At 67.0% G+C, this 20,014-nt stretch carries 17 protein-coding genes and 1 pseudogene; 5 read left to right on the forward strand and 13 right to left on the reverse strand.

Annotated elements, in window-relative coordinates; translation table 11 throughout:
* Positions 1-187: 187 nt before the first annotated feature.
* Positions 188-331: a hypothetical protein gene (locus OG985_RS48855; protein ID WP_371674743.1), complete on the reverse strand. Its 144-nt coding sequence runs from the start codon at positions 329-331 to the stop codon at positions 188-190.
* Between the two features lie 849 nt (positions 332-1,180).
* On the opposite strand from OG985_RS48855, the gene OG985_RS48860 reads away from it, so the two are divergent.
* On the forward strand, positions 1,181-1,504 hold the full coding sequence (locus tag OG985_RS48860) for a hypothetical protein (RefSeq protein ID WP_331719036.1): 324 nt from the start codon (positions 1,181-1,183) through the stop codon (positions 1,502-1,504).
* A 156-nt stretch (positions 1,505-1,660) separates the two neighbouring features.
* On the opposite strand, the pseudogene OG985_RS48865 reads toward OG985_RS48860, so the two are convergent.
* Positions 1,661-2,384 (reverse strand): annotated as a pseudogene (locus OG985_RS48865) (IS6 family transposase).
* 312 nt (positions 2,385-2,696) lie between these two features.
* Positions 2,697-4,715, reverse strand: coding sequence for a WD40 repeat domain-containing protein (locus tag OG985_RS48870; protein WP_331719037.1), 2,019 nt, complete (start codon positions 4,713-4,715; stop codon positions 2,697-2,699).
* Positions 4,716-4,986: 271 nt separating this feature from the next.
* Between OG985_RS48870 and OG985_RS48875 the strand changes: the two genes are divergently transcribed.
* From OG985_RS48875 to OG985_RS48885, 3 genes are all read left to right on the forward strand, one after another.
* Positions 4,987-6,282, forward strand: a complete 1,296-nt coding sequence (locus OG985_RS48875) for an ISAs1 family transposase (protein ID WP_331719038.1) — start codon at positions 4,987-4,989, stop codon at positions 6,280-6,282.
* 382 nt (positions 6,283-6,664) lie between these two features.
* On the forward strand, positions 6,665-7,303 hold the full coding sequence (locus OG985_RS48880; RefSeq protein WP_331718588.1) for an RNA polymerase sigma factor: 639 nt from the start codon (positions 6,665-6,667) through the stop codon (positions 7,301-7,303).
* On the forward strand, positions 7,300-8,049 hold the full coding sequence (locus tag OG985_RS48885; protein WP_331718587.1) for a hypothetical protein: 750 nt from the start codon (positions 7,300-7,302) through the stop codon (positions 8,047-8,049). The genes OG985_RS48880 and OG985_RS48885 overlap by 4 nt, the downstream gene beginning before the upstream one ends.
* Positions 8,050-8,122: 73 nt before the next feature.
* On the opposite strand, the gene OG985_RS48890 is transcribed toward OG985_RS48885, so the two are convergent.
* Both OG985_RS48890 and OG985_RS48895 read right to left on the reverse strand, forming a co-directional pair.
* Entirely contained in the window at positions 8,123-8,974 is an 852-nt protein-coding gene (locus OG985_RS48890; RefSeq protein ID WP_331719039.1) for an IS5 family transposase, read from the reverse strand.
* Positions 8,975-9,128: 154 nt separating this feature from the next.
* Positions 9,129-9,455 (reverse strand): hypothetical protein, encoded by a 327-nt coding sequence (locus OG985_RS48895; protein WP_371666639.1) that lies wholly within the window; start codon positions 9,453-9,455, stop codon positions 9,129-9,131.
* A gap of 78 nt (positions 9,456-9,533) precedes the next feature.
* On the opposite strand from OG985_RS48895, the gene OG985_RS48900 reads away from it, so the two are divergent.
* On the forward strand, positions 9,534-10,709 hold the full coding sequence (locus OG985_RS48900; RefSeq protein WP_371666640.1) for an IS630 family transposase: 1,176 nt from the start codon (positions 9,534-9,536) through the stop codon (positions 10,707-10,709).
* A 32-nt stretch (positions 10,710-10,741) separates the two neighbouring features.
* Here the strand turns inward: OG985_RS48900 and OG985_RS48905 are convergent, their stop codons facing one another.
* From OG985_RS48905 to OG985_RS48940, 8 genes are all read right to left on the reverse strand, one after another.
* Positions 10,742-11,302 carry an XRE family transcriptional regulator gene (locus OG985_RS48905; RefSeq protein WP_331719042.1) on the reverse strand — a complete coding sequence of 187 codons (561 nt, stop codon included), beginning with the start codon at positions 11,300-11,302 and terminating at the stop codon, positions 10,742-10,744.
* A gap of 3 nt (positions 11,303-11,305) precedes the next feature.
* Positions 11,306-13,438 carry a helix-turn-helix domain-containing protein gene (locus OG985_RS48910; protein WP_331719043.1) on the reverse strand — a complete coding sequence of 711 codons (2,133 nt, stop codon included), beginning with the start codon at positions 13,436-13,438 and terminating at the stop codon, positions 11,306-11,308.
* A gap of 297 nt (positions 13,439-13,735) precedes the next feature.
* The gene (gene dnaB, locus OG985_RS48915; RefSeq protein WP_331719044.1) at positions 13,736-15,133 is read right to left on the reverse strand and encodes a replicative DNA helicase; all 1,398 of its coding nucleotides are present in this window, start codon (positions 15,131-15,133) and stop codon (positions 13,736-13,738) included.
* An 82-nt stretch (positions 15,134-15,215) separates the two neighbouring features.
* The gene (locus OG985_RS48920; RefSeq protein WP_371674745.1) at positions 15,216-16,817 is read right to left on the reverse strand and encodes a hypothetical protein; all 1,602 of its coding nucleotides are present in this window, start codon (positions 16,815-16,817) and stop codon (positions 15,216-15,218) included.
* Positions 16,818-16,891: 74 nt separating this feature from the next.
* Entirely contained in the window at positions 16,892-17,254 is a 363-nt protein-coding gene (locus tag OG985_RS48925; protein WP_331719046.1) for a hypothetical protein, read from the reverse strand.
* Between the two features lie 264 nt (positions 17,255-17,518).
* Positions 17,519-17,839 carry a helix-turn-helix transcriptional regulator gene (locus tag OG985_RS48930; RefSeq protein WP_331719047.1) on the reverse strand — a complete coding sequence of 107 codons (321 nt, stop codon included), beginning with the start codon at positions 17,837-17,839 and terminating at the stop codon, positions 17,519-17,521.
* A gap of 45 nt (positions 17,840-17,884) precedes the next feature.
* Positions 17,885-18,565, reverse strand: coding sequence for a dihydrofolate reductase family protein (locus OG985_RS48935; RefSeq protein WP_331719048.1), 681 nt, complete (start codon positions 18,563-18,565; stop codon positions 17,885-17,887).
* 4 nt (positions 18,566-18,569) lie between these two features.
* The gene (locus OG985_RS48940; protein WP_331719049.1) at positions 18,570-20,003 is read right to left on the reverse strand and encodes a helix-turn-helix transcriptional regulator; all 1,434 of its coding nucleotides are present in this window, start codon (positions 20,001-20,003) and stop codon (positions 18,570-18,572) included.
* Between the last annotated feature and the right edge of the window lie 11 nt (positions 20,004-20,014).

Consider the following 20,014-nt stretch of genomic DNA (forward strand, 5'->3'; position numbering starts at 1 on the left):
CCAAGCCACCTGTCCTGCGGCGCTATTACGCGTAATTGCGCCGCAGGACGCAGCCCACCCTGAGATGCCTATTACGCCGTAATAGCCTCGAGGAGCAGTCCCGCTGGGGCGACACTCCGGTTGTGATCTTGTCCCGTCTCACTCATCGAGTCGTTGCTCAACGAACCGGGTCATCCGGGCTTCTGTCTCAGCGAACCCGGTCGCCGGCTGAGCGGGGCTGGGGCTGGATGGCTTTCCTGATCGTCTTGCGGTCCACTCCCAACGACGCGGCCAGCTCGCTCTCGGAGCGGCCCGCATACCAGTGGACGTAGATCTCGGTCACATCGACCACGTTGAACGTTCTCCTTGCCATCGTGCGCTTCCCTCGACCTCGAACCACTGATCGAGGAAGCGTCCGCCTTGTCGACGGCCAGGACTATGACCTCCGCCACCCGTCGTCCCCATGGGGAATTACGGGCTCTGTCGCTGATCTTGTTTGCGCCGTGAGGCGCTGTTGGTTCGAGTGGAGGTGAAAGACCGTGCGCCACGAGGTGCTGTGATCCGCGTGCGGGTGTGAGACCCGCACCGTCGTTCCGTCGCAGCGGGACGACAGAAGCAGGGGGTAGCTGGGCCCGGCGAGTCGGCCGGGTCTGGTGGAGAGCAGCCCCGACAACGACGGGACGCACTGGAACTACCGGACGGTGCGGGTCCGGCAAGCGAGACGGGAAGGTGGACGCGAGGAACCAGCGGTGTAAAGCCCCTCAAGACCTCCGCCAGCTCAAACCCGGTGGATCTGGGCTGGATCGCGGTGCGCACTGCCCGTATGGGCAGGAACTCCTGGATCGGATTGATCTTGCCGGTCGGGAGGCCACGGAGAAGGGCTGCGGCGTAACCGTGGCGATGCCGCAGGGGCAAAGCTGGCCGCCTCACCCGACGAGCGGATCACAGTGAACGTGGGAACCACCTCGGAGCTTTCGTCTCAGCGCTCTCTCCAGGTGCGATGGGGCGGGAAGGCGCGACGTCCGCCGACGGCCCGGGGTGGGGCGGAGGGCTGGTAGTAGTCCGGGGGCGGGAAAGCCGTCCACATGGCGAAGCAGCCCAGCGGATTCAGGTAGTTGAGGAACTGTAATGGACGGAGACGCTGGTGAATACCGGTGATCTGTGGCCCGACCCCGATGGGGCCTGGCTGCGGGTACGACGGATGCAGACCAAGCTGCACCGATGGGCGGTCGGTGATCCCGACCGCAGGTTCGATGATCTCTACAACCTTGTCCATCACCCCGATTTCCTCACTGTCGCGTGGGAGAGGGTGAGGGGCAACAAGGGCGCGCGCACCGCCGGCGTGGACCGGGTCATCCCGGCCTTCATCGCCGCCGACGCCGACATCGTGGCCTTCCTGAAGAACACGCGGGAGCAGTTGAAGGCCCGCACGTTCACCCCTCTGCCGGTGCGGGAGCGCATGATCCCCAAGCCGGGCAGCGGGGGAAAGCTCAGGAGGCTGGGGATTCCGACGGACACGGCATAGTGCCGCGTCGTCCAGGCAGTCTTTGGGTTCCTTGACGGTGACCCACCCGTTCCATGCGCTGGCGGGCCGGCAGCTGGACAGGCGTTGTCAAGTTGTCCGTGGTCTGGGTGGTTGAGGGTGTGTCAGGGTGGGGTGGGGCCGGTGATGATGCCGTGTTCAGACGGTGGTGGGCATGCTGGCGGTGCCGGTGATCTGGTTCCAGAGGGTGAAGCGGTGCTGCATCTCGGCGCGGTAGCTGGGTGCGGTCATCCGGTGGCGGCGAGGCCGGAAGTGGGGCCGAGATCTGGCTGAACACGGACAGGAACTGTTGGGTTCTGCCGGCGGAGCGGAAGCCCTTCATCGCGCGTTCGCGTTGCCTCGTTGGCTGATGGCTGTTCTCGGCCCGGTTGTTCAGGCCCTTGTGGGACCGGTGCTCAACCGAGCGCATCAGCGTCCGGCGGGCAGTACCGTAGCTCTTCAGCTTGTCGGTCACCAGAACCCGGGGCACCCGCTGTTGCTTCTTCATCAGCTTGGCCATGAAGCGCCTGGCGGCCTTCGCGTTCCGCCTCGACTGCAGCAGGATGTCGAGCACGTTGCCGTCCTGGTCGACGGCTCGCCACAGGTAGTACCGGACCCCTTTGATCTTCACGAATACCTCGTCCAAATGCCATTTGTCGCCGGCCTTCGGCTGGCGACGGCGTAGGGCGGCCGCGTACTGGGGCCCGAACCGGTCACACCACTGCCGGATGGCCTCGTGGGAGACGATGATCCCGCGCGCCAGCAGCAACTCCTCGACCTCGCGGTAGCTGAGCGGGAAGCGGTGGTACAGCCACACCGCCTGGGAGATGACCTCCGCCGGGAACCGGAAACCCTTGTACGACACCGTCGCTTCGGACTCCACGGCCGCCCCCTCCCCGGACGATCAACAAACCCGACGATCATCCCAGACCCGAGGCCCCTCACTCAACTTGACAGCGCCTACCGGACCACCCCAGAAACGCCGCTACCAGCATCGATCTAAATCAGACGGTCTCTGATCTCCAACTGAAGGGACTGCGCGATGACCTCCACCGGGTACCGGTGACGCTTGTACGAGGGCGACACACTCGCCACGGCAGACCTCCCAGCCCGATCAACCCGAAGATCATCCCACGCCACCAGAGTTAACGTGACAGCACCGTCCAGACCGACCTATCGCGCTGATGCTTACTTGTCACTGGTGAGTAAAAACGGCAACTTCTCGGTCGAAGCCGACGACTAGTTCACCTCCGGATGCGATCGCCAGGCTCGTTATTGGATAGGGGAAAGTCAAATCGGTGCCGAGCCGTGTACGGGTAACGAGATCCCATGCCTGCACTGTCCCGTCTTCGCGGCCGGCAACAACCGTAGGTCTGCCATCCACAATGCCGGTGGCCACCGCGCAGACAGTTGAGGTTGGCCCCGTGAGCGGCTGACCAATCTGCTGCCTACTGGTCAGATCCCACACCCGCACCGACCGGTCCCTGCTTCCTGTAACGGCAATGGGTATGCCATCCAGCACCGTGGACGCCACCGTGCACACCCAGCCGGTGTGTCCGACCAGCGGTGCGCCCATCTGCCGTCCGCTGGACAAATCCCACACTCGCACCGATCGGTCTTCGCCGCCCGTAATGGCGATGGGCTCACTGTTCAGCACCCCTGTGGTCACGGCACGCACTCTGCCCGTGTGTCCGATGAGCGGTGCTCCAACCTGATGTCCAGTGACCAGATTACGTACAGTAACGCATTTGCCTACTTCTGTGATCATGACAAGGGGGATGCCCAGCTCGGCCACATCCCGTTCCGGCCTCTCAGTGATGTTGTCAATGCTGGTAGTGCCGATCTGCCGGCCGGAAGCGAGTTCCCAGGCCAGTACGGTCTTGGCATCGGATCCGGAGACGGTGACGGCAATCTGTGTACCGTTGGCAACCCCCGTGCTGATTGTGTGCACAGGACTGGTGTGGCCGACGCGCGGCTGGCTGAGCAGACGCGGGGCAGCCAGGTCCCACACGCGCACCGTCCCGTTCTCCCCTCCCGTGACGACGAAGCAATGGTTGTCCACCGCGGCCGTAGCGATTGACCACACGGTATCTATGTGTCCGGACAGGGGCCTGCCAGTTTGCTGGCCGGTGGCCAGATTCCGGATCTGCACCCAGCCGCCTGACCAGTCCACGGCCACGACCGTAAGCCCGCCGTCAAATGCAGTAGTGGTCACTGCATGCATCGGATTACTGTCCTGGCTGGTAAGGAATTGGCCTGTTTGTTCGGATTCCCGTAGATCCCACACGCGGAGGGCATCCCCGGTGACGAAGTTTCCGGTAAAGCCGACGGCGACGGGCTTGGCGTTCAACTTTGCTGTCGCTACTACCGTAGGCATGCCAGTAGGACCCATCAAGGGCGCTCCGGTCTGCTGCCCCGCCACCAAATCCCACCGTAAAACTGTTCCATCCGAGCCGCCGGTGATGGCGACGGGCCAGCCACCCACCACGGCTGTGGCGACCGTAGTCACTTCAGAGTTGTGGCCGGTGAGAGGTTTCCCGACTTGCTGGCCGACGGCCAGGTCCCACACGCGGACCGTGCCATCGGCACCACCGGTGACGGCGAGCGCACAACAGTCAACGATGACAGTCTCCGCACACCGGACGGTCCCGTTGTGGCCAGTGAGAGGTTTCCCGACTTGCTGGTCGGTGGCCAGGTCCCACAGGTGGACCGTGCCGTCGGCACCACCGGTGACGGCGAGCGGCCGGTCATTGACAACGGCTGCCGACACCGCAGTCAGTGCTACGCCATGACTGACGAAGCACTCACCGATCTGAGAGCCGGTAGCGAGGTCCCACCACCGAAGAGTTCCGTCATTGCTTCCGCACAAAGCGACGATTCTACTGCCTAGCGTCACCGTCGCCACGCCGCGAATCCCACCCTGGCAGCCATCGATGGAATACAGGAACCGAGAGTCGACCAGCGAGCCTGTCGCCCAGCCCACTCGCCATTGCTCCCCGGGCGCTCCTGCCACATTCACTGCGGTGATCCGCTCGGCCAGATCACGAGCCCCGAAGCGTGCCGCGTCCAGCGCCAGCGCTTGCCGACGCAACGCAGGTGTTGCGGTCCGCCATCGAGCCACTGACGTTCGATACACCGCAGCCATCAACTGTGAATCCCGACCGGCAGTCCTGTCCAGCAAAGGAAGCACCCGCCCGGAGTCGGCAAGCACCATGAAGCGGGGATCCCTCAAACCGCCATCTGCCTCAGCCCCGTCGAACCATCGAGCTTTAGACGACACATCCTGTGACATGCCAGCCAAATCTACAGGCGCCCAGTCAGTTTGAGGCGCCCCGAAGTTCTCGGGCAGTGGTCCCCAGGGCCCGGCGAGTGCCCGGCTCGCCCCGACTTGGGTCGGTTGGCCTTGAGGGTGAGGCCCGGAAGCAGGTGAACACGGCACCTGTGGATCATGTAGTTCTCTACGCTGCAAGATCCGCGAAGGTGCCGTGTTCGTTTCTCCATCATCCCCTGTCGCTGTCCCCGTGCCTTGTGCGCCCTGCCTGGAAGCCCTCGGCGAGGGTGCCGCCAAGGAGCAAGTGCGCTGCCTGGTCGCCGAGTTCGAGTCGGTCACCGATCCGAGAGGGGCTTGCGGAGTGCGGTACCGGCTCTCCTCGCTGCTGGCCCTGGTGGTCTGCGCGATGCCCCCGTCCGGCCACGACTCGATCACCGCGGCGGCGGAGTGGTGCCGACGTGCGGCGCCGGAGGAACTGGCCGCCTTCGGCCTGCCCTACCACCCACTCCTTGGCCGCTACCGGGTGCCGAGCGAGAAGACCCTGCGCAGCGTCCTGGGGCGACTCGATCCCGGTGAGATCGGCGCGGCCGGTTACGACTACCTTCGGCCTCTGCTGTCCGCACAGCCCCGCCGGCCGGAGCCGGTGATGCCCGACGGTGGCACCGAACGTGAACAGCGCCGGGCTCACCGGGCGGCCGCCCGCGCCGAGCCGGTACGGCTCCGGCGGCGGGCGATCGCGGTGGACGGCAAGTGCCTGCGCGGCGCGAGGCGCCCGGACGGCAGCCGCGTCTTCGTCCTGTCCGCCGTCCGTCACGGCGACGGTGTCACTCTCGCCTCCCGCGAGATCGGCGCGAAGACCAACGAAATCCCCGAGTTCGCACCTCTCCTCGACCAGATCGACGACGCGGATCTCACGGGGGTGGTCGTTACCGCCGATGCCCTCCACGCCCAACGCGACCACGCCATCTACCTGCGCGAACGCGGCGCTCACTACCTGCTGACCATCAAGAACAACCAGCGCGGCCAGGCCCGTCAACTCCACGCCCTGCCCTGGAAGGAGATCCCTGTGATCCACCGCGACGACGCCCGGGGCCACGGCCGTCACGAGCAGCGGCTCGTGCAGGTCGTCACCGTCGAGGGCCTGCTCTTCCCGCACGCGGCCCAGGTCCTGCGGATCCAGCGCCGACGCCGTCTCTACGGGGCGAAAAAATGGTCCAGCGAGACCGTCTACGCCATCACCGACCTGCCCGCCGAGGAAGCGAACGCAGCCGAGATCGCGTCCTGGGCTCGCGGGCACTGGACCGTGGAAAATACCGTCCACTGGTGTCGAGATGTCACTTTCAACGAGGACAAGTCCCAGGTCAGAACCCGCAACGCGCCCGCCGTACTCGCTGCCCTCCGCGACCTGATCCGCAGCGCGCTCAAGCTCGCCGGCTACGTCAACACCGCCGCCGGACGACGAGCCCACACCGAGCGCCCCCGCGTCCTCGCCCTCTACGGCATCACATAACCAAACCGGACGATCCAGGCACACGCCGGGGCCCTGTGGGTTCCGCAGAAGTCGGCTCGAATGAGCAACCGGCTCGAACTCGGTCCGCTTGGGAGCAGAGCAGGCCGCTGACCTGCCGCTGACGGCGGGAATCGGACAGTGAGATGGATCTTTGTGATCGTCCACAAAGAGTTCCGTCCCTGACACTGCTCTGGCGTTCTGCGTGATCAGCTTTTGACAGGGCGTCGGCCGGGAAGCAGTGCGTACTCAAGTGTGATCCGAATTCGCTCGCGCAAGCTGGTTGAGATTGGTAGGGGGTCTCTGGGACCGCTGAGGGCGCCCGGTCCCCGCCTTTGTGATAGGGATCACTGCAATGCGTGCGGCTGGTCGGACAGGACTGTGCGTGGACATATCACTACGCGCCCGGGTACGGGCCGGGGACCCGGCCGCATTCGGGCAGATCTTTGATGCGCACGCCCGTGTCGTGTACCGGCACGCGGTGCGCTGGACCGGTGACTGGGCCGCGGCCGAGGACGTGGTGTCCCTGACGTTCCTGGAGGCCTGGCGGCTGAGGAAGAAACTGCGCCCGGGCGGAGAGAGTCTCCAGCCGTGGCTGCTGGGAATCGCCACCAACGTATTGCGTAACACTGCCCGCGCTGCGCGTCGGCACCAGAAGGCGTTGACCCAGCTGCCGCTACGCGAGGCTGTGCCGGATTTCGCGGAGGAGCTGGTCGGGCGGCTCGCCGATACCGAGCAGCTGGCCGCGGCCAAGGCCGCGCTTGAGCGGTTGCGGCCGGCGGAGCGGGAGGTGTTCGCCTTGTGCGTGTGGTCCGGCCTGGAGCACGCAGCGGTGGCCGAAGCGCTGGGCGTGCCGGTCGGCACAGTCCGATCCCGGCTGTCGCGGGCGCGCAGCCGCCTGCGGCAGCTCACGGAGCAGGAGCTGGCCCGGGTTCCGAAAAGTATGCAACGCGACTCTGCCAGCGGACAGATACCGGGTGACCGCGCATCCGCGGTCCGGTCGAAGCAGGAGAAGAACCGATGAATGCCACCCCGCACTCGCCGCGAAGCCCGGAGCGTGAGGAACTGTCCCGGCTACTGCCAGCAGCGGCAAACCCGGATCTCTCCCGCGACCGCCACCGTCTGCTGAAAGAACACCTCATGAATCACGTACAAGAAGAGTCCGGTCTCACTGCCAGGCGTTGGCGGCTGGCCACACGCGTTGCTGCTCCGCTGGCACTGGCAGCGGCCGTGGCTGGTGTCGCGGTGAGCGTCGGCCAGACGTCCGGCAGCAGCGACACCGTTACCGTCGCGGCCGGCCCGGGCCAGATCCGTAACGTGGCCTACACCCTGGACCGGGAGCCCAACAGCACGGTGAAGATGAGCCTGCGGGTCAAGGGAGGGGAGATGAAGTGCGTCAATGGCAAGTGCACCACCCCCGGCGAAGCCTGGCCCGGGCGAACGAGGGTGGTGGCAGACCCCGCCGAGTTGCAGCACGACCTGGACCGCATGGGCGTGCCCGCCCGTGTCTACCGCGATGATCCCACCTGCCCCATCGCCCAGAAGGACCTCAACCGGGACAAGGAGGCAAGCGGGGCCGCAGTAAGCAAGGTTGAACGCGTGCACAACCGGCTGGTGGCAACCATTCACCGGGACAAGATTCCCGACGGATCTACCCTCGTGGTTGTCCTGCCGTCCGGTGAAGGCAAGGATGAGGGACTTTTCGGTACGGATGTCCTCAAGGGCGACCTTCCGTCCTGCTACCACGCCCAGAAGGCGGAACTTCCCTAACGAAGGACATGCCTCGCTGAAGATCTTCAACGCTCACCGCGGCAAGTAGCCACCTCTTAAGAGACCGTCTGATTTAGATCGATGCTGGTAGCGGCGTTTCTGGGGTGGTCCGGTAGGTCGTGACGGGGCTGGTGTTGGTAACTCTGCGTAGCATGATGCCGGCCATGGTCCAGTAGATCTGGGATTCCTGGGAGCGGGGTGTGGTCTCGTAGTCGCGGGCGAGGCGGCGGGAGCGGCCGAACCAGCCCAGGGTGCGTTCGATCTTCCAGCAATGCCATAGGGGTTGGAAGCCTTTGACGCCGAGTCCTTTCGTGGTGATCTCGAGGTCGATGTTCTTGGTGGCGGCGTGGTCGACGGCTCCGCGGTAGGCGGTGTCACCCCACATCTTGCTGATCGTGGGGTGCCGGTCGGCCACCATGTCGACCAGGTGACGGCCGGGATGGACATCGTGGACGTTGGCCGCGGTGACGAGGACCAGCAGGAGCAGGCCGAGCGTGTCGGTGACGATGCTTCTCTTGCGCCCCCGGACCTTCTTGTTCCCGTCGATGCCCACCGTGTCGGCGTCCGTGCTGAACGCGCTCTTCGCGGACTGCGAGTCGAGCATGGCCGCGGTGGGCTCGTCAGCGCGACCGTGGTGCTGCCGGGTCTTGGTCCGCAGCAGGTCGTGAATGGCCTGGTCAGTACCGTCCTTGGACCACTTCGCATAGTAGTCGTACACCGTCTTGGCCGGCGGGAAGTCATGCGGCAGTAGGTCCCACGGCACGCCGGTCCGGTTCACGTAGAAGATCGCGTTCACGATCTCCCGCAGACCATGGACCGGAGGCCGGATCGAACGCCGATCCGCCCGCCACTTCGTCAAGACCGGTTCGATCAGAACCCACTGTTCGTCCGTCAGATCTGTCCGGTAAGGCCGCCTCGTCGTCATACCGCTCACGGTCACGCTCCGCAGCCAGCTTCGTCAACTCACGACCATGACAAACAGGCTTCAACCGGACAACTCAAATTCAGATGGTCTCTTAGTGGTCTGAGTCGTAAGTCCTTCGGGGGTTGACTTCGGAGCTGGTTGTGGGTGTGCGCGGTCAGGTGTCGAGGGCGGTGAGGTGGAGGTGGCAGGCGGTGTCGAGGGCGTCCTCGGGGGTGCCGCTTGCGCTGCCGGTGGGCAGGAGGGCGTCCTGGTAGCGGTCGCTGGCCGGGTCGTGCGGGGCGAAGCCCCAGCGGCTCGCGGTGCCGTGGTAGCGCAGGCGCATCAGCTTGATGCACTCGCCGTCGGCCAGTTCGCCTTCCACGTAGGCGAACTGGCCCCGGTGGCGGACGTGGAGGCCGGCCAGCTGCGGCCAGGCGGCCTGGGCGCGCATATTCAGGTACAGCTCAAGCTGGAGCCGGGTATGTTCCGAGGGCGTTGGCACAGCGGACATCCTGCCGCAGGGCCGGGGACCGGGATGCGGCAGGATGCGGCCTGTCCTGATCCACTTCTCGTGATCGGCATGTCTGCCTTGCCCGTTGCCTCCGCCTGCCCGATCACTCTGACCGCCTCCGAGCGCAAGCGGCTCAAGACCATGGCCTACGGTCACAAAACCGAGCACCGGCACCGCCAGCGCGCCCAGGTCGTCCTGCACGCGGCCCGGAACCGCTCCAACGCCCGCATCGCCCGGGAGACCAGGCTGCACCTGGACACCGTCCGCACCTGGCGCGGCCGATTTGCCGGGCACCGGCTGCCCGCCCTGTCCGACCGCAAGCGCTCCGGCCGTCCGGCCTCCTTCACGCCGCTGCAGGCCGCCCAGGTCAAGGCCCTGGCCTGTCAGCTGCCCGCCGAGAGCGGGATGCCGCTGTCGCGCTGGTCGGCCCCGGAGCTGGCCCGCGAGGTCGTCGCCCGCGCCATCGCCGGCGCGATCTCCGCCTCCACCGTGCGGCGTTGGCTCAAGCAGGACGCGCTCAAGCCCTGGCAGTACCAGTCCTGGATCTTCATCACCGACCCCGCCTTCCGCTCCAGGGCCGAGCGCGTGCTCGACCTCTATGCCCGCATCTGGAACGGCGAAGCGCTCGGCGCGGACGAGTACGTGATCAGTGCGGATGAGAAGACCTCCGTCCAGGCCCGCTGCCGCTGCCACCCCACCCTGGCCCCTGGGCAGGCCAGGGCGATGCGGGTGAACCACACCTACGGACGCGGTGGAGCGCTGGCCTACCTGGCCGCCTACGACGTCCACCACGCGAAGATCTTCGGCCGCTGCGAGCCGAGAACCGGCATCGCCCCGTTCATGGCCCTGGTCGACCAGGTCATGACCCAAGAGCCCTACGCCAGCGCGAAACGCGTGTTCTGGGTCGTGGACAACGGCTCCTCCCACCGCGGCAAGAAGGCCGCCGGCCGGCTCACCGCCGCCCACCCGAACGCGGTCCTCGTCCACACCCCGGTCCACGCCTCCTGGTTAAACCAGGTGGAGATCTACTTCTCCGTCGTGCAGCGCAAGGTCGTCTCGCCCAACGACTTCACCGACCTCAACGAGGTCGAGAACCGGCTCCGAGCCTTCGAAGACCGCTACAACGCCACGGCACAGCCGTTCCAATGGAGGTGCACCACCTCCGACCTGGACGATCTGCTGGCCAGGCTCGACCGGCACACCGCCGATCACCCAGAAGAATCCTCCGCGACGCCGGAAACATGATCAACCCCCGAAGGACTTACGACTCAGACCACTTAGTAGTCGAGATCCATGTAGTCGATGTCGTTAATAGCGACGTCTGATAGCCCCATCGCGCGGCCACCACCGTCCTGGAAATAGATTTCCTTGAACCCTTCGGCGATGATCCCACGCATCTGCTGGTCGCTGGCGCCGACGTTGCGGGCGTCGAACAGCCGCTGTGCGTACGCCGGGGGGAGGTGCACGGTCAGTCGCCGAAAGCGTCCGTCGTCGGTGGTACCGATCGGCGCGGTGTACCCGAACCGGGCCCTCGTCTCCACGGTGATCCCGCCCGTGGTCGCGGCCTGCTGCTGCCGACGCTTGCGTACCTGCGGCTGCCACCGCTGCCGTACCGCGTCCTCGATCTTTGCCGCGACGTCGGGGCGGGCGTGTTTGCGGGCGCCGCGCCGGTAGCGGTTGACGGAGTCGGCCGTGACCCCGATCTCCTGCGCGACGGCCTTCGCGCTGCCCAACTGCCTGATCAGGTAACCGATCTGACCCTTCAGCGTCTTCGGCGGCTGGCGAGTGAACGCTTCCCGGTCGGCCCGCTCGATCGCGTCGTCGATCTCTCCGGCCACGGCCTACTCCCCTTCGTCCAGGACGGCGTCGCCGCCCTTGATATGGCGGGCCGGGTTGAGGCCCTGCTCCATCAGGTCGACCGCCCACAACATCGACTGGACGCCCTCCAGCTTCGCCAGACCCGGCGTCGGCCCCAGCCGGAACCCGCCCGGCTGCGGCTTCCCCGACGCCGCATACGGCAGGAAGTCCAGCGGGCTCTCGCCGGGGCTCGGGTAGACGACGCAGTCGGACAGCACCGCGAGCGGGAACAGGCCCGTCATCCTCGCCATGTTGTGCAGCTTGCGGTGCATGTTCACCCGCGCCTTGGAGATGACCGCGGCGCGGATGTCGGGGCGCCACGTCGGCCGCTCAAGGGCCGGCCACCGCTCGCCCTGCTTGTAGGACTTGCCCTGCGGCCGCTCCCGCAACTTCCCCACCCCGCCCTTCACGGTCGCCTTGATCGCGGACAGGACGGCGGCCATCGCCGGGTCGACGTCCTTGTGCCGCTCCATGGCGGCGAGGAACTGTCGGTCGTCCAGGTCCCGCGTGACGCCGAGATCGGCGAGCGTGTCGACGTAGGCGGTCTTGAGGCGGTCGTGCCACGGATCCAGGTACGCGCCTGTCTCCCGGCGCAGGTACGCCTCGATCGGGGCGACGTTGTAGCCGAGCTCCTGGGCGTAGGCGACGGTGTGCGTCTGATACCAGGCCGGGCCGGTCGGGCGGGTGCCGTCCGGCGTGAACGGCGAGGGCAGGCGGGGGTCGAGTTCGATGTGCGAGAGGTCGACCAGCCAGGAGCCGGGGATCTTCGGGTTGAACGCCGGGGCGTGGAAGTGGTCGGGGGCCGACAGGCCCACGGTGAGGCGGGCCGCGGCGGCGAGGAAGGCGGTGTTCAAATCCAGGCCGACCGCGAAGGGCAGCAGGCACTCCTCATCGCTCAGCGAGTCGACTTCGCGCACCCACTGGTACGCCTCCTCATTGAGGAAACCGCCGCTCCAGCCGGAGTTGACGACGACGGGGTGTTCGGGGGTGGCCTCCGGCGGAGCCGGGTCCACCGGCTCCGTACCCAGGCTGCCGGGATTGTGGCCGGGGATCCAGTTTCCGGTCGCCGGGTCCTGCACGGCACGGGTGGGCGGGCGCAGCGCCGTCATCAACTCCAACCCCGACACGGCGGTGGAGCCGCGCGGGGTGATCACCCGAGTCGCGTAGACGCCCAGGACGCGGGCGATGTCAGCCGGCTCCATCTCCGCCACCCCGGGCCAGGACCGCTCGTCCAGAGCGTCCCAGGACAGGATCGCCAACTGCACGCACTGCCGCTCACGGCCCTGCGCCTTGCGGTAGATCCGGGCCCACGGGCCGAACCCGCGCTGAGTGAGCTGCCACTTCGCCTTCACCACCTGCCTGACCACCGGGTGATCCTGCGGCAGGCGCAAGGAGCGGCGCTGCTCGTGGCCCTCCAAACGCTCCGGCAGCCCCAGCTTCACGGCGGCCGCGGCGGTGAGCACGAGCAGCGGGTCGGAGTCCTTGCCGTACCGGTTCAGCTTCGCCGCACCCAGACCCGACTCGCGCAGCGTCCACTCCACCAACTCCGGGACGGTGGTCGCCGGGCAGTCCAGCACGATCCCATCGACTCCGTACGCCGAGCCGTCACCGTCCAGGACCGCGAGCGGACCGTGCGGAAATCGCGGGTCGGCCGGCGGTGCCGCGGCCTTCTTCGCCGGGCGCCGCGAGGACGTCGCCGAGCGCGCAGCTGGCCGCTCGGGTACGGCCGGGACGGCGGGAGCTTCTACCGGCTCAGGGGCCTTCAGTGCGGGCGCGGCCGGGCCGGTGAAGGTCTCGGGTGTCGTCGGCTGCGGAGCGACCGCAGGTTCCGGTACTGCGGGAACGCTCGGGGTGAGGGGGGTACCGTGCGCGGGGAACTTCGCCGACCACCCGTTCAGCAGCCGCTGGTAGGCCTCCAGTCGGGGCGGGCGCGGCTCGGAGCGGCCGTTCTCCCAGTTCTTCACACTCTGGGTCGTTGTGCGCAGTGTGGTTGCGAGACGCGCCTGGGTAATCCCGGCAGCTTCACGCAGGCGGGCGCGTTCCGCCGGCGGCGGGAGCTGCGGCTCCTCTGCCAGCAACGCGTCGACCGACGCGAACAGCTCTTCCTCGGATGGCATGCGCAGATCTCCTCTCCTACCCTCACGCTAGCAGTCTTTAGCTCTCGATTTATCCTCATCGAAGGATTCGCTTAACCCGGTTGGGATTTCTTGCCCAATCGGGGCGGCCGGCGAGATGGGCTGGCGCGCCGCGTCCTGCAGCCTCCGCACCCAAGGCCCTGCCCACGAGTAAGCCCGTGATCGACTACACGGGCCGCTGAGCGCCGAACTCCGACCCGAGGGGGATCTACGCCCGGGCCGCGAAGATCGACGCCACAAGGGCCCCTCACGCCCCGCTACGGCGATCCCTGCGCCAGCTCACGTCTGCGCCATGTCCACGAAACGGCTGTAGTGGCCCTGGAAGGCGACCGTGACGGTGGCGGTGGGGCCGTTGCGGTGCTTGGCCACGATGAGGTCGGCCTCGCCGGCGCGGGGCGTCTCCTTTTCGTAGGCGTCTTCGCGGTGGAGCAGGATGACCATGTCGGCGTCCTGCTCGATGGAGCCGGACTCGCGCAGGTCGGACACGAGCGGCTTCTTGTCGGTGCGCTGTTCGGGGCCTCGGTTGAGCTGGGACAGGGCGATGACGGGTACCTGCAGTTCCTTGGCCAGGAGCTTGATGCTGCGGGAGATGTCGCTGACTTCCTGCTGGCGGCTTTCTGCGCGGCGGTTGCCGCTTTCCAGCAGCTGGATGTAGTCGATGACGACCAGGTCCAGGCCGCGGTTTTGCTGGATGCGACGGCACAGGGCCTTGATCTGGGTGAGGGTGTTGACCTGCTCGTCACTGATGACCATGGGGGCGGTGCGGATCTGGTCGCTGACGCGGGCGATGCGCTTCCAGTCCTCGGCGGTCGTGGTGCCGCCGCGCAGGTGGTGCAGGCCCACGCGTGCTTCAGCGGACAGGATGCGCATACCGAGTTCGCTCTTGCTCATCTCCAGGCTGAACACCGCGCTGCTGAGGCGGTGTTTGATGGAGGCGGCGCGGACGAAGTCCACGGCCAGGGTGCTCTTGCCCATGGCAGGGCGAGCGGCAACGACGATCATCTGCCCGGGCAGGAACCCGTTGGTGAGGTTGTCCAGGTCGGTGAAACCAGTCGGGATGCCTTGCTCCGTGCTGCCGTGTTCGATGGCCTGGATTTCATCGATGATGTCCGGGAACAGGTCGTCCATGGCGGTGTAGCCGGTGCCGGCGCTGGTGGTGGCCTGGGTGACCTGAGCCAGCGCCTTCGAGGCGTCGTCCAGGATCTCGTCGGCGTCACCCTCGCCGGCAGCGGCCATCTGCGCGATCTCAGTGCCAGTCTGCTGCAGGCGGCGCAGCTTGGCCCGGTCCAGCACGATCTCCGCATCGTGGACCGAGAGCGTGGTGCTCGGGCATGCCTCGATGAGCTGGGACAGGTAGACGTCGCCGCCGACGCGGGCCAGTTCGCCGTCCTTCTTCAGCTGATGCCCGAGGCTGATCGACGTGACCTCGTCCCCCTTCGCGTACATCGCGGTGATCGTGTTCCAGATCGTCTCGTGTACGGGCAGGTAGAACGCTGCGCCCTTCAGCGGTTCCAGGGCTTCGGAGATGTCACCGATGGCGTCCTTGGACAAGATCGCCGCCCCGAGGGCGGAACGCTCCGCGGCCACGTCGTACGCGGCGCGGGTGGGGGCGCTCGCGGGGGCGGTCTCACCGGCTGGATTCTCGCCGGGCCGCCGGCTACTCGGTACGGTGGTCATGTGCACTCCTGAACTCGTGTAATGGCTGGTGATGGGTGCCGCGCGGGCCGCCCTGGCAGGGGCTGGCCCGCACTTTTGTCTGTCACGCGTTCAAGGCGGCGTTGTGTGCTTCGTGACGGCGGGTCTGCTCCTGCTCTTCCGCCACCCGCCGGCGTTGCGCGGCCGTCAGTCGTGGCCGCTCACCGCGCGCGGCATCAGCGGCGGCCCCGGCCTGGAGCCCTTTGACGTAGGCCACCACATCAGTCGGCACCCCGAACTCCCCCGGTTCGCCGGGACCCGCTTCCTGCCCCGCGCCCTCAGCGGGAGCAGGAGCCGTGTCCGCGCCTGGCAGGACAGCGGCGGCGCGAGCGGCCCTGCGGGCGGCCTTGATGCAAGGGCCGCAATCGACCTCGCGGAAACCCGGATGCCGCGCACACATCCCCGCCGGCGCCGCCGGACGGGCCCCAGCAGGCTTCCGGGTCCGCAGCGGCAGCGCCGCGATCCGCTTGTGCTCCAACAGCCACAGGTAGTTGCTCCCGCCACCCGGATTCGACATCAGCTGCTGACGCAGCTCCTCACCGAACGACCAGCCGCGCTCGAGCGCGGTGCTGGCGAGCAGCGGCGCCAAACGATCGGCGTCTGTGGGCCCCACATGCCAGGGGGCCGTCAGCGACAGCAACAGGGATCGGGCCTGCGCCACCTGTTCATCGGAAACGTCGCACCCTGCCCCCACCGGCTTCGGGGGGGCTGAAGCGCCTACGGGTGCTTCCCCCGGGCGCCCGGTTGCACCGTCGAGCGGCAGCTGCTGCCCCACGGCCATGCTCCGGTCGCGGGTCTCCCCCGGCACGGGGGCCCGGCTCGCCAGGTACAGCGGCAGATCCTCGATCCGCTCCTGCAAGACGCCGGCCGCGTCCACCTTGCCGCGGGTGCGGCGTGTCAGCTGCGCAACCAGTGCCGGACCCAGCGACCAGCCCTGCACGGCAACCGCTTCCGCGAGCAGCGGAGCCAGACGCGCGGCCGTCTTGCGGCCGCAGGCCCAGCGCCCCGGCAGCAACGCGAGGAACTCACCCGCCTTCCGCACTGCTGCCTCATCCAGCCCAGGCACCCCGCCTGCCGCAGTGGAGGAACCCTTCAGGGAGGAGGAATCCTCCTCCTCCCTAGAGAGGGGGGGAGTGGGGGGGGGACCGGACCCGGGGACGGCAATGCCGTCTGCGGTGTGACCTGCGGTTTTGTCGAGCTGGCCGGGGACGGCATCACCGGCGCCGCCATTCCCGGCGCCGGTAATGCCGTCTGCGGTGTGACCTGCGGCTTTACCCATATCCGCAGGTCGGACCGCAGACGGCACTGCCGTCCCCGGTGTGACCTGCGGAAACATGGTCCCGGGACGGGTCGTGCCGGACCAGTCGGGGTTGTAACCGGGGTGCAGGAACAGCTCGTACTCGACCTTGCCGAACCCACCCTTCTCGTTCGGCTGAGACCTGCGGATGAACCCGGCCGCCTCCAGCCGGCGGAAGGAGCCGCGTACCGCGTCACGACCGACCAGGCCGCTCCCGTTCGATGCGAGGATGCCCTCGCTGCGCAGGGAAGCGAGTACGTCGGCGACGGTGAAGGGGCGCTGCGCAGCTGCCAAAAACATGCAATGCAGCAGAACCGGATAGTCCAAAGCGTCGGTCAGTCCGGACCCGAACACCATGTGTTCATGCACCGAGACGGGAGGTCGCGGCTCGCGACCTCGACTCGCAGCAGGGACGACCTCGCTGGCTGTGAAGCCCGGATCGGTCACAGCGCACCGCCTACAGCGCGCGTCACGAGACCTTCAGCGAGCAGGAAGTCCACAGCTTGGCGTACTTCCTCCGCAGGCAGTGGCGACTCACCGTCGCTGTCCATCACGCCCAATTCGGTGAGCGTCGACCAGATCGAGTCCGCAGTACGCGGCCGCCCGTCCCTCTCGCGGTCGCGCCAGTGCAGGAGCACCATCAGGCACAGCGGGACCGGGGAGCAGAGCAGGAACTCCTGGTAAGTGATCGTGATGCCGTCGGTCTCGTCCGGCTCATCGGCCCGGACGAAGACAGCGTCCTCAAAGTCCTCGGCTGCACCGGAGTGCAGTTCAGTAGGGTGTTGCGGGCTGTGCAACTGGGTCATCTCCCCAGGTCGGGGAGTCGCAACTAGCGGCTGTGACCTATCCGCCTGCCCGGAGTAGTGGCGTTGCGCAATCTCCTGCGCATACTCTGGGTATAGGTGACCACGCAGGCCCTTGGGCCTACGGGCATCACCCGGCAGACGAGGTCACCTCGCTGCTCACGACTCGGGACTTTTTGAGGGTGCGAGTCGAATCGCTAGGAGAGGCTCCGTTGTGGCGACGGGGCCTCTCAGCGTTTCTACGAGGCGTATTCAGTTGTGTCGCGGCTATGCCTGTTGAGGAAACTTGGTGGCGAGCGCGTCCAGGAATCGGGCGTACGTCTGTCGATGAGGCTGGCGAGGTTCGGCCCGGCCGGTCTCCCATCGCACCACCTGCACCCGATGTACACCGAGAGCATCGGCAACTTCGGCCTGCGTCAGGTTCGCTGCTACGCGCAGTCGAGCCCTTTCCGCGGGACCAGGAAGGGCCACGGCCCGACTCAGCAACGACTCGATCGGTTGAGGGAGACCTTCTGTGGTCGACATACGCCTCCTTTCAGTGACTGGCTTCCCGAACGCTACACGAGAGTGATCAGCTATGGACGGCATATGGGACTTGCTGACGTGTCGGGACCAAAGGGGTCGGGCGCGTACTCAGTTGCGCTCCTTGGGCGCATAGCGGATGAACACGACGTCATCAATTGCGCGGACTTCCAACACCGTCATCCGAGCTGTCGTCCCGCCCGGGTAGTCGGCGGTGCCAAGGAAACGGGCAGCTTCAGGCTGGCCGACCAGAAGCGGGGCGATAGCAAGGTGAACTTCGTCAGCGAGGTTCGCGGCCATCAGCTGCGTGTGGATGGTGCCACCGCCCTCCACCATGAGCCGACCGACGCCGCGGCGCCCGAGTTCATCGAGGACCAGGCCCCAGTCGAGCTCAGGGCCGACACCGACCACGTCAGCTAGGTCGCCCAGAGTGGCGCACACTTTCTCCACCGCGCTGTCCACAGTGACCACCAGCTTGTCGCCGCCGTGGTGCCAGAAGTTCAGGTCGGCGGAGAGGTCGCCGGACTGGGTGACCGTGACCTTCAGCGGGTACTCCGGCTTGCCGTCTGCGACGCGCTGAGCGCGCCGTTCATCGCTGTTGACCAGCAGACGCGGGTTGTCCCGACGCATGGTGTTCGCGCCGATCAATATGGCGTCGGATTCAGCGCGGACCTGGTCGACGCGGTCGAAGTCCTCCGCGTTGGACAGGCGCAGCCGCTCAGGGCTGGTGTCGTCCAGGTAGCCGTCAACCGACATGGCGGCGGAGAGCAGGACGTACGGGCGGGAGGTCATTTGATCAGGCTTCCGTTTCTGTCTCGTGGACAAGGGTGGAGTCGAAGGCGGCGCGGAACTCCGCGACCTCGGACACGCGTTGCCAAGGGATCAGGGCCCTGTCGAGCCGAGTGAGCTCATTCGTAATCCGGCCCGAGCCGGTATCCCCCGCGACCATCAGCGCGTGCATACCGACCGCAGCGGCCTGCTCCGGCACCCGGGCGCCGGCCAGAGCCACGGCCTGCCGCGCCATGTAGACGCCGCGGTCTCGGTGGTAGCCGTCCGGCATTAGCTGGAGAGCGGCGTCGAACGCGTCTGCCGCTTCCTGGTGCTTACCGAGGGCCTCCAGGCCCTGAGCACGGTGAACCTCCACATACGAGGCGTTCAGCCATACGCCCCACGGGGTGGGATCGGCGGCCGCGCCATCGAGGGCGTTGCGGACGTCATCGATGGCGCGCTCGCTCTCGTCAGCGTCACCGCGGAGCGCGTGCCCGTACGCCTCATAGGTGCGTGCGACGGCGGCCAGCCGGCTGCGCGGCCGAGCCATGCGCTGAGCGGCTTCGGCCAGGTCGACGACGTCGACCAAATCCGCCGTGTCGCCAGCCAGCTGAGCCTTGCGGGCCATGACGTATGTGCTCAGGTCACCGTCGCCGACGGTGGTCGACCACTGCATCGCCCGGTCCAGCCAGTATGCCGCGGCCTGCGGGTTGCCCAGATCCTGATAGATCCAAGACAGGAACTCTCCGTATTGCGTCTGTAGCTCCATCAGATCCCGCCGGTCGCTGCCCTTCGCGTCCCGCCGGAGTTCCTGAATGACTTCGATGTAGTCATGCACAGCTCCCACCGCACGCCCGGGCCCGAGCAGGTTGTCCGTGTCGATCAGCACCCGTCGCGCGCGGCGTAGATGTTCCACCGGCGTCGATCCGTACGCCGATGCGGCGCGCGCCTTTCGTACCAGACCGGGCACGGCACTTGAGTTTGCGGCGGCCGGCGAACCGATGCCGACGGTCGCCGCGGCCCCGAGTCCCACTCCAGCGCGTAGCAGCGCACGCCGATCCAGAGCCACCCAAACCACCGATCCATCCGTCAGACGACACGGGACAGAGATCCCCTCACCGTTCGACGCTGCCTGGTCGGGCAGGACGAGGGCTAGATCCACTGACGACTTGGCCACATGAACCGATGAATTGGCCACATGGCCACGCTCATCGCCGATGCGCTCCCACAGTCGGAATAACATCCCGTTCGCGCCCAAGACCTGGTCCAGGAGCGCGGCCTGGGAACGGTCGGCCTTCCGCTCGGCACGTTCGAATCGTCCCAGGTGGCTGTGGTCAATCCTGGCCGCACGCGCGAGCCCGCGCAGGGTCATCCCACGCATCTTCCTGAGCTCCCGCAGCTCGTAACCCCAGTTGTGCAGGGGGGACACCCAGGGCGTCAGCTCCCGAGGTTTCTGTGCCATCCCGCCTCAAT

It is taken from the genome of Streptomyces sp. NBC_00289, assembly GCF_041435115.1.
In the GTDB taxonomy this organism is placed as follows: domain Bacteria; phylum Actinomycetota; class Actinomycetes; order Streptomycetales; family Streptomycetaceae; genus Streptomyces.

What these genes read in the sequence shown, in the direction of transcription:
- OG985_RS48930 (WP_331719047.1), bottom strand. Translation starts at nt 17,839, where the DNA reads ATGCCGTCCATAGCTGATCACTCTCGTGTAGCGTTCGGGAAGCCAGTC.
- OG985_RS48890 (WP_331719039.1), bottom strand. Translation starts at nt 8,974, where the DNA reads ATGACGACGAGGCGGCCTTACCGGACAGATCTGACGGACGAACAGTGG.
- OG985_RS48940 (WP_331719049.1), bottom strand. Translation starts at nt 20,003, where the DNA reads ATGGCACAGAAACCTCGGGAGCTGACGCCCTGGGTGTCCCCCCTGCAC.
- OG985_RS48935 (WP_331719048.1), bottom strand. Translation starts at nt 18,565, where the DNA reads ATGACCTCCCGCCCGTACGTCCTGCTCTCCGCCGCCATGTCGGTTGAC.
- OG985_RS48925 (WP_331719046.1), bottom strand. Translation starts at nt 17,254, where the DNA reads ATGACCCAGTTGCACAGCCCGCAACACCCTACTGAACTGCACTCCGGT.
- OG985_RS48910 (WP_331719043.1), bottom strand. Translation starts at nt 13,438, where the DNA reads ATGCCATCCGAGGAAGAGCTGTTCGCGTCGGTCGACGCGTTGCTGGCA.
- OG985_RS48885 (WP_331718587.1), top strand. Translation starts at nt 7,300, where the DNA reads ATGAATGCCACCCCGCACTCGCCGCGAAGCCCGGAGCGTGAGGAACTG.
- OG985_RS48860 (WP_331719036.1), top strand. Translation starts at nt 1,181, where the DNA reads ATGCAGACCAAGCTGCACCGATGGGCGGTCGGTGATCCCGACCGCAGG.
- OG985_RS48900 (WP_371666640.1), top strand. Translation starts at nt 9,534, where the DNA reads ATGTCTGCCTTGCCCGTTGCCTCCGCCTGCCCGATCACTCTGACCGCC.
- OG985_RS48870 (WP_331719037.1), bottom strand. Translation starts at nt 4,715, where the DNA reads ATGGTGCTTGCCGACTCCGGGCGGGTGCTTCCTTTGCTGGACAGGACT.
- dnaB (WP_331719044.1), bottom strand. Translation starts at nt 15,133, where the DNA reads ATGACCACCGTACCGAGTAGCCGGCGGCCCGGCGAGAATCCAGCCGGT.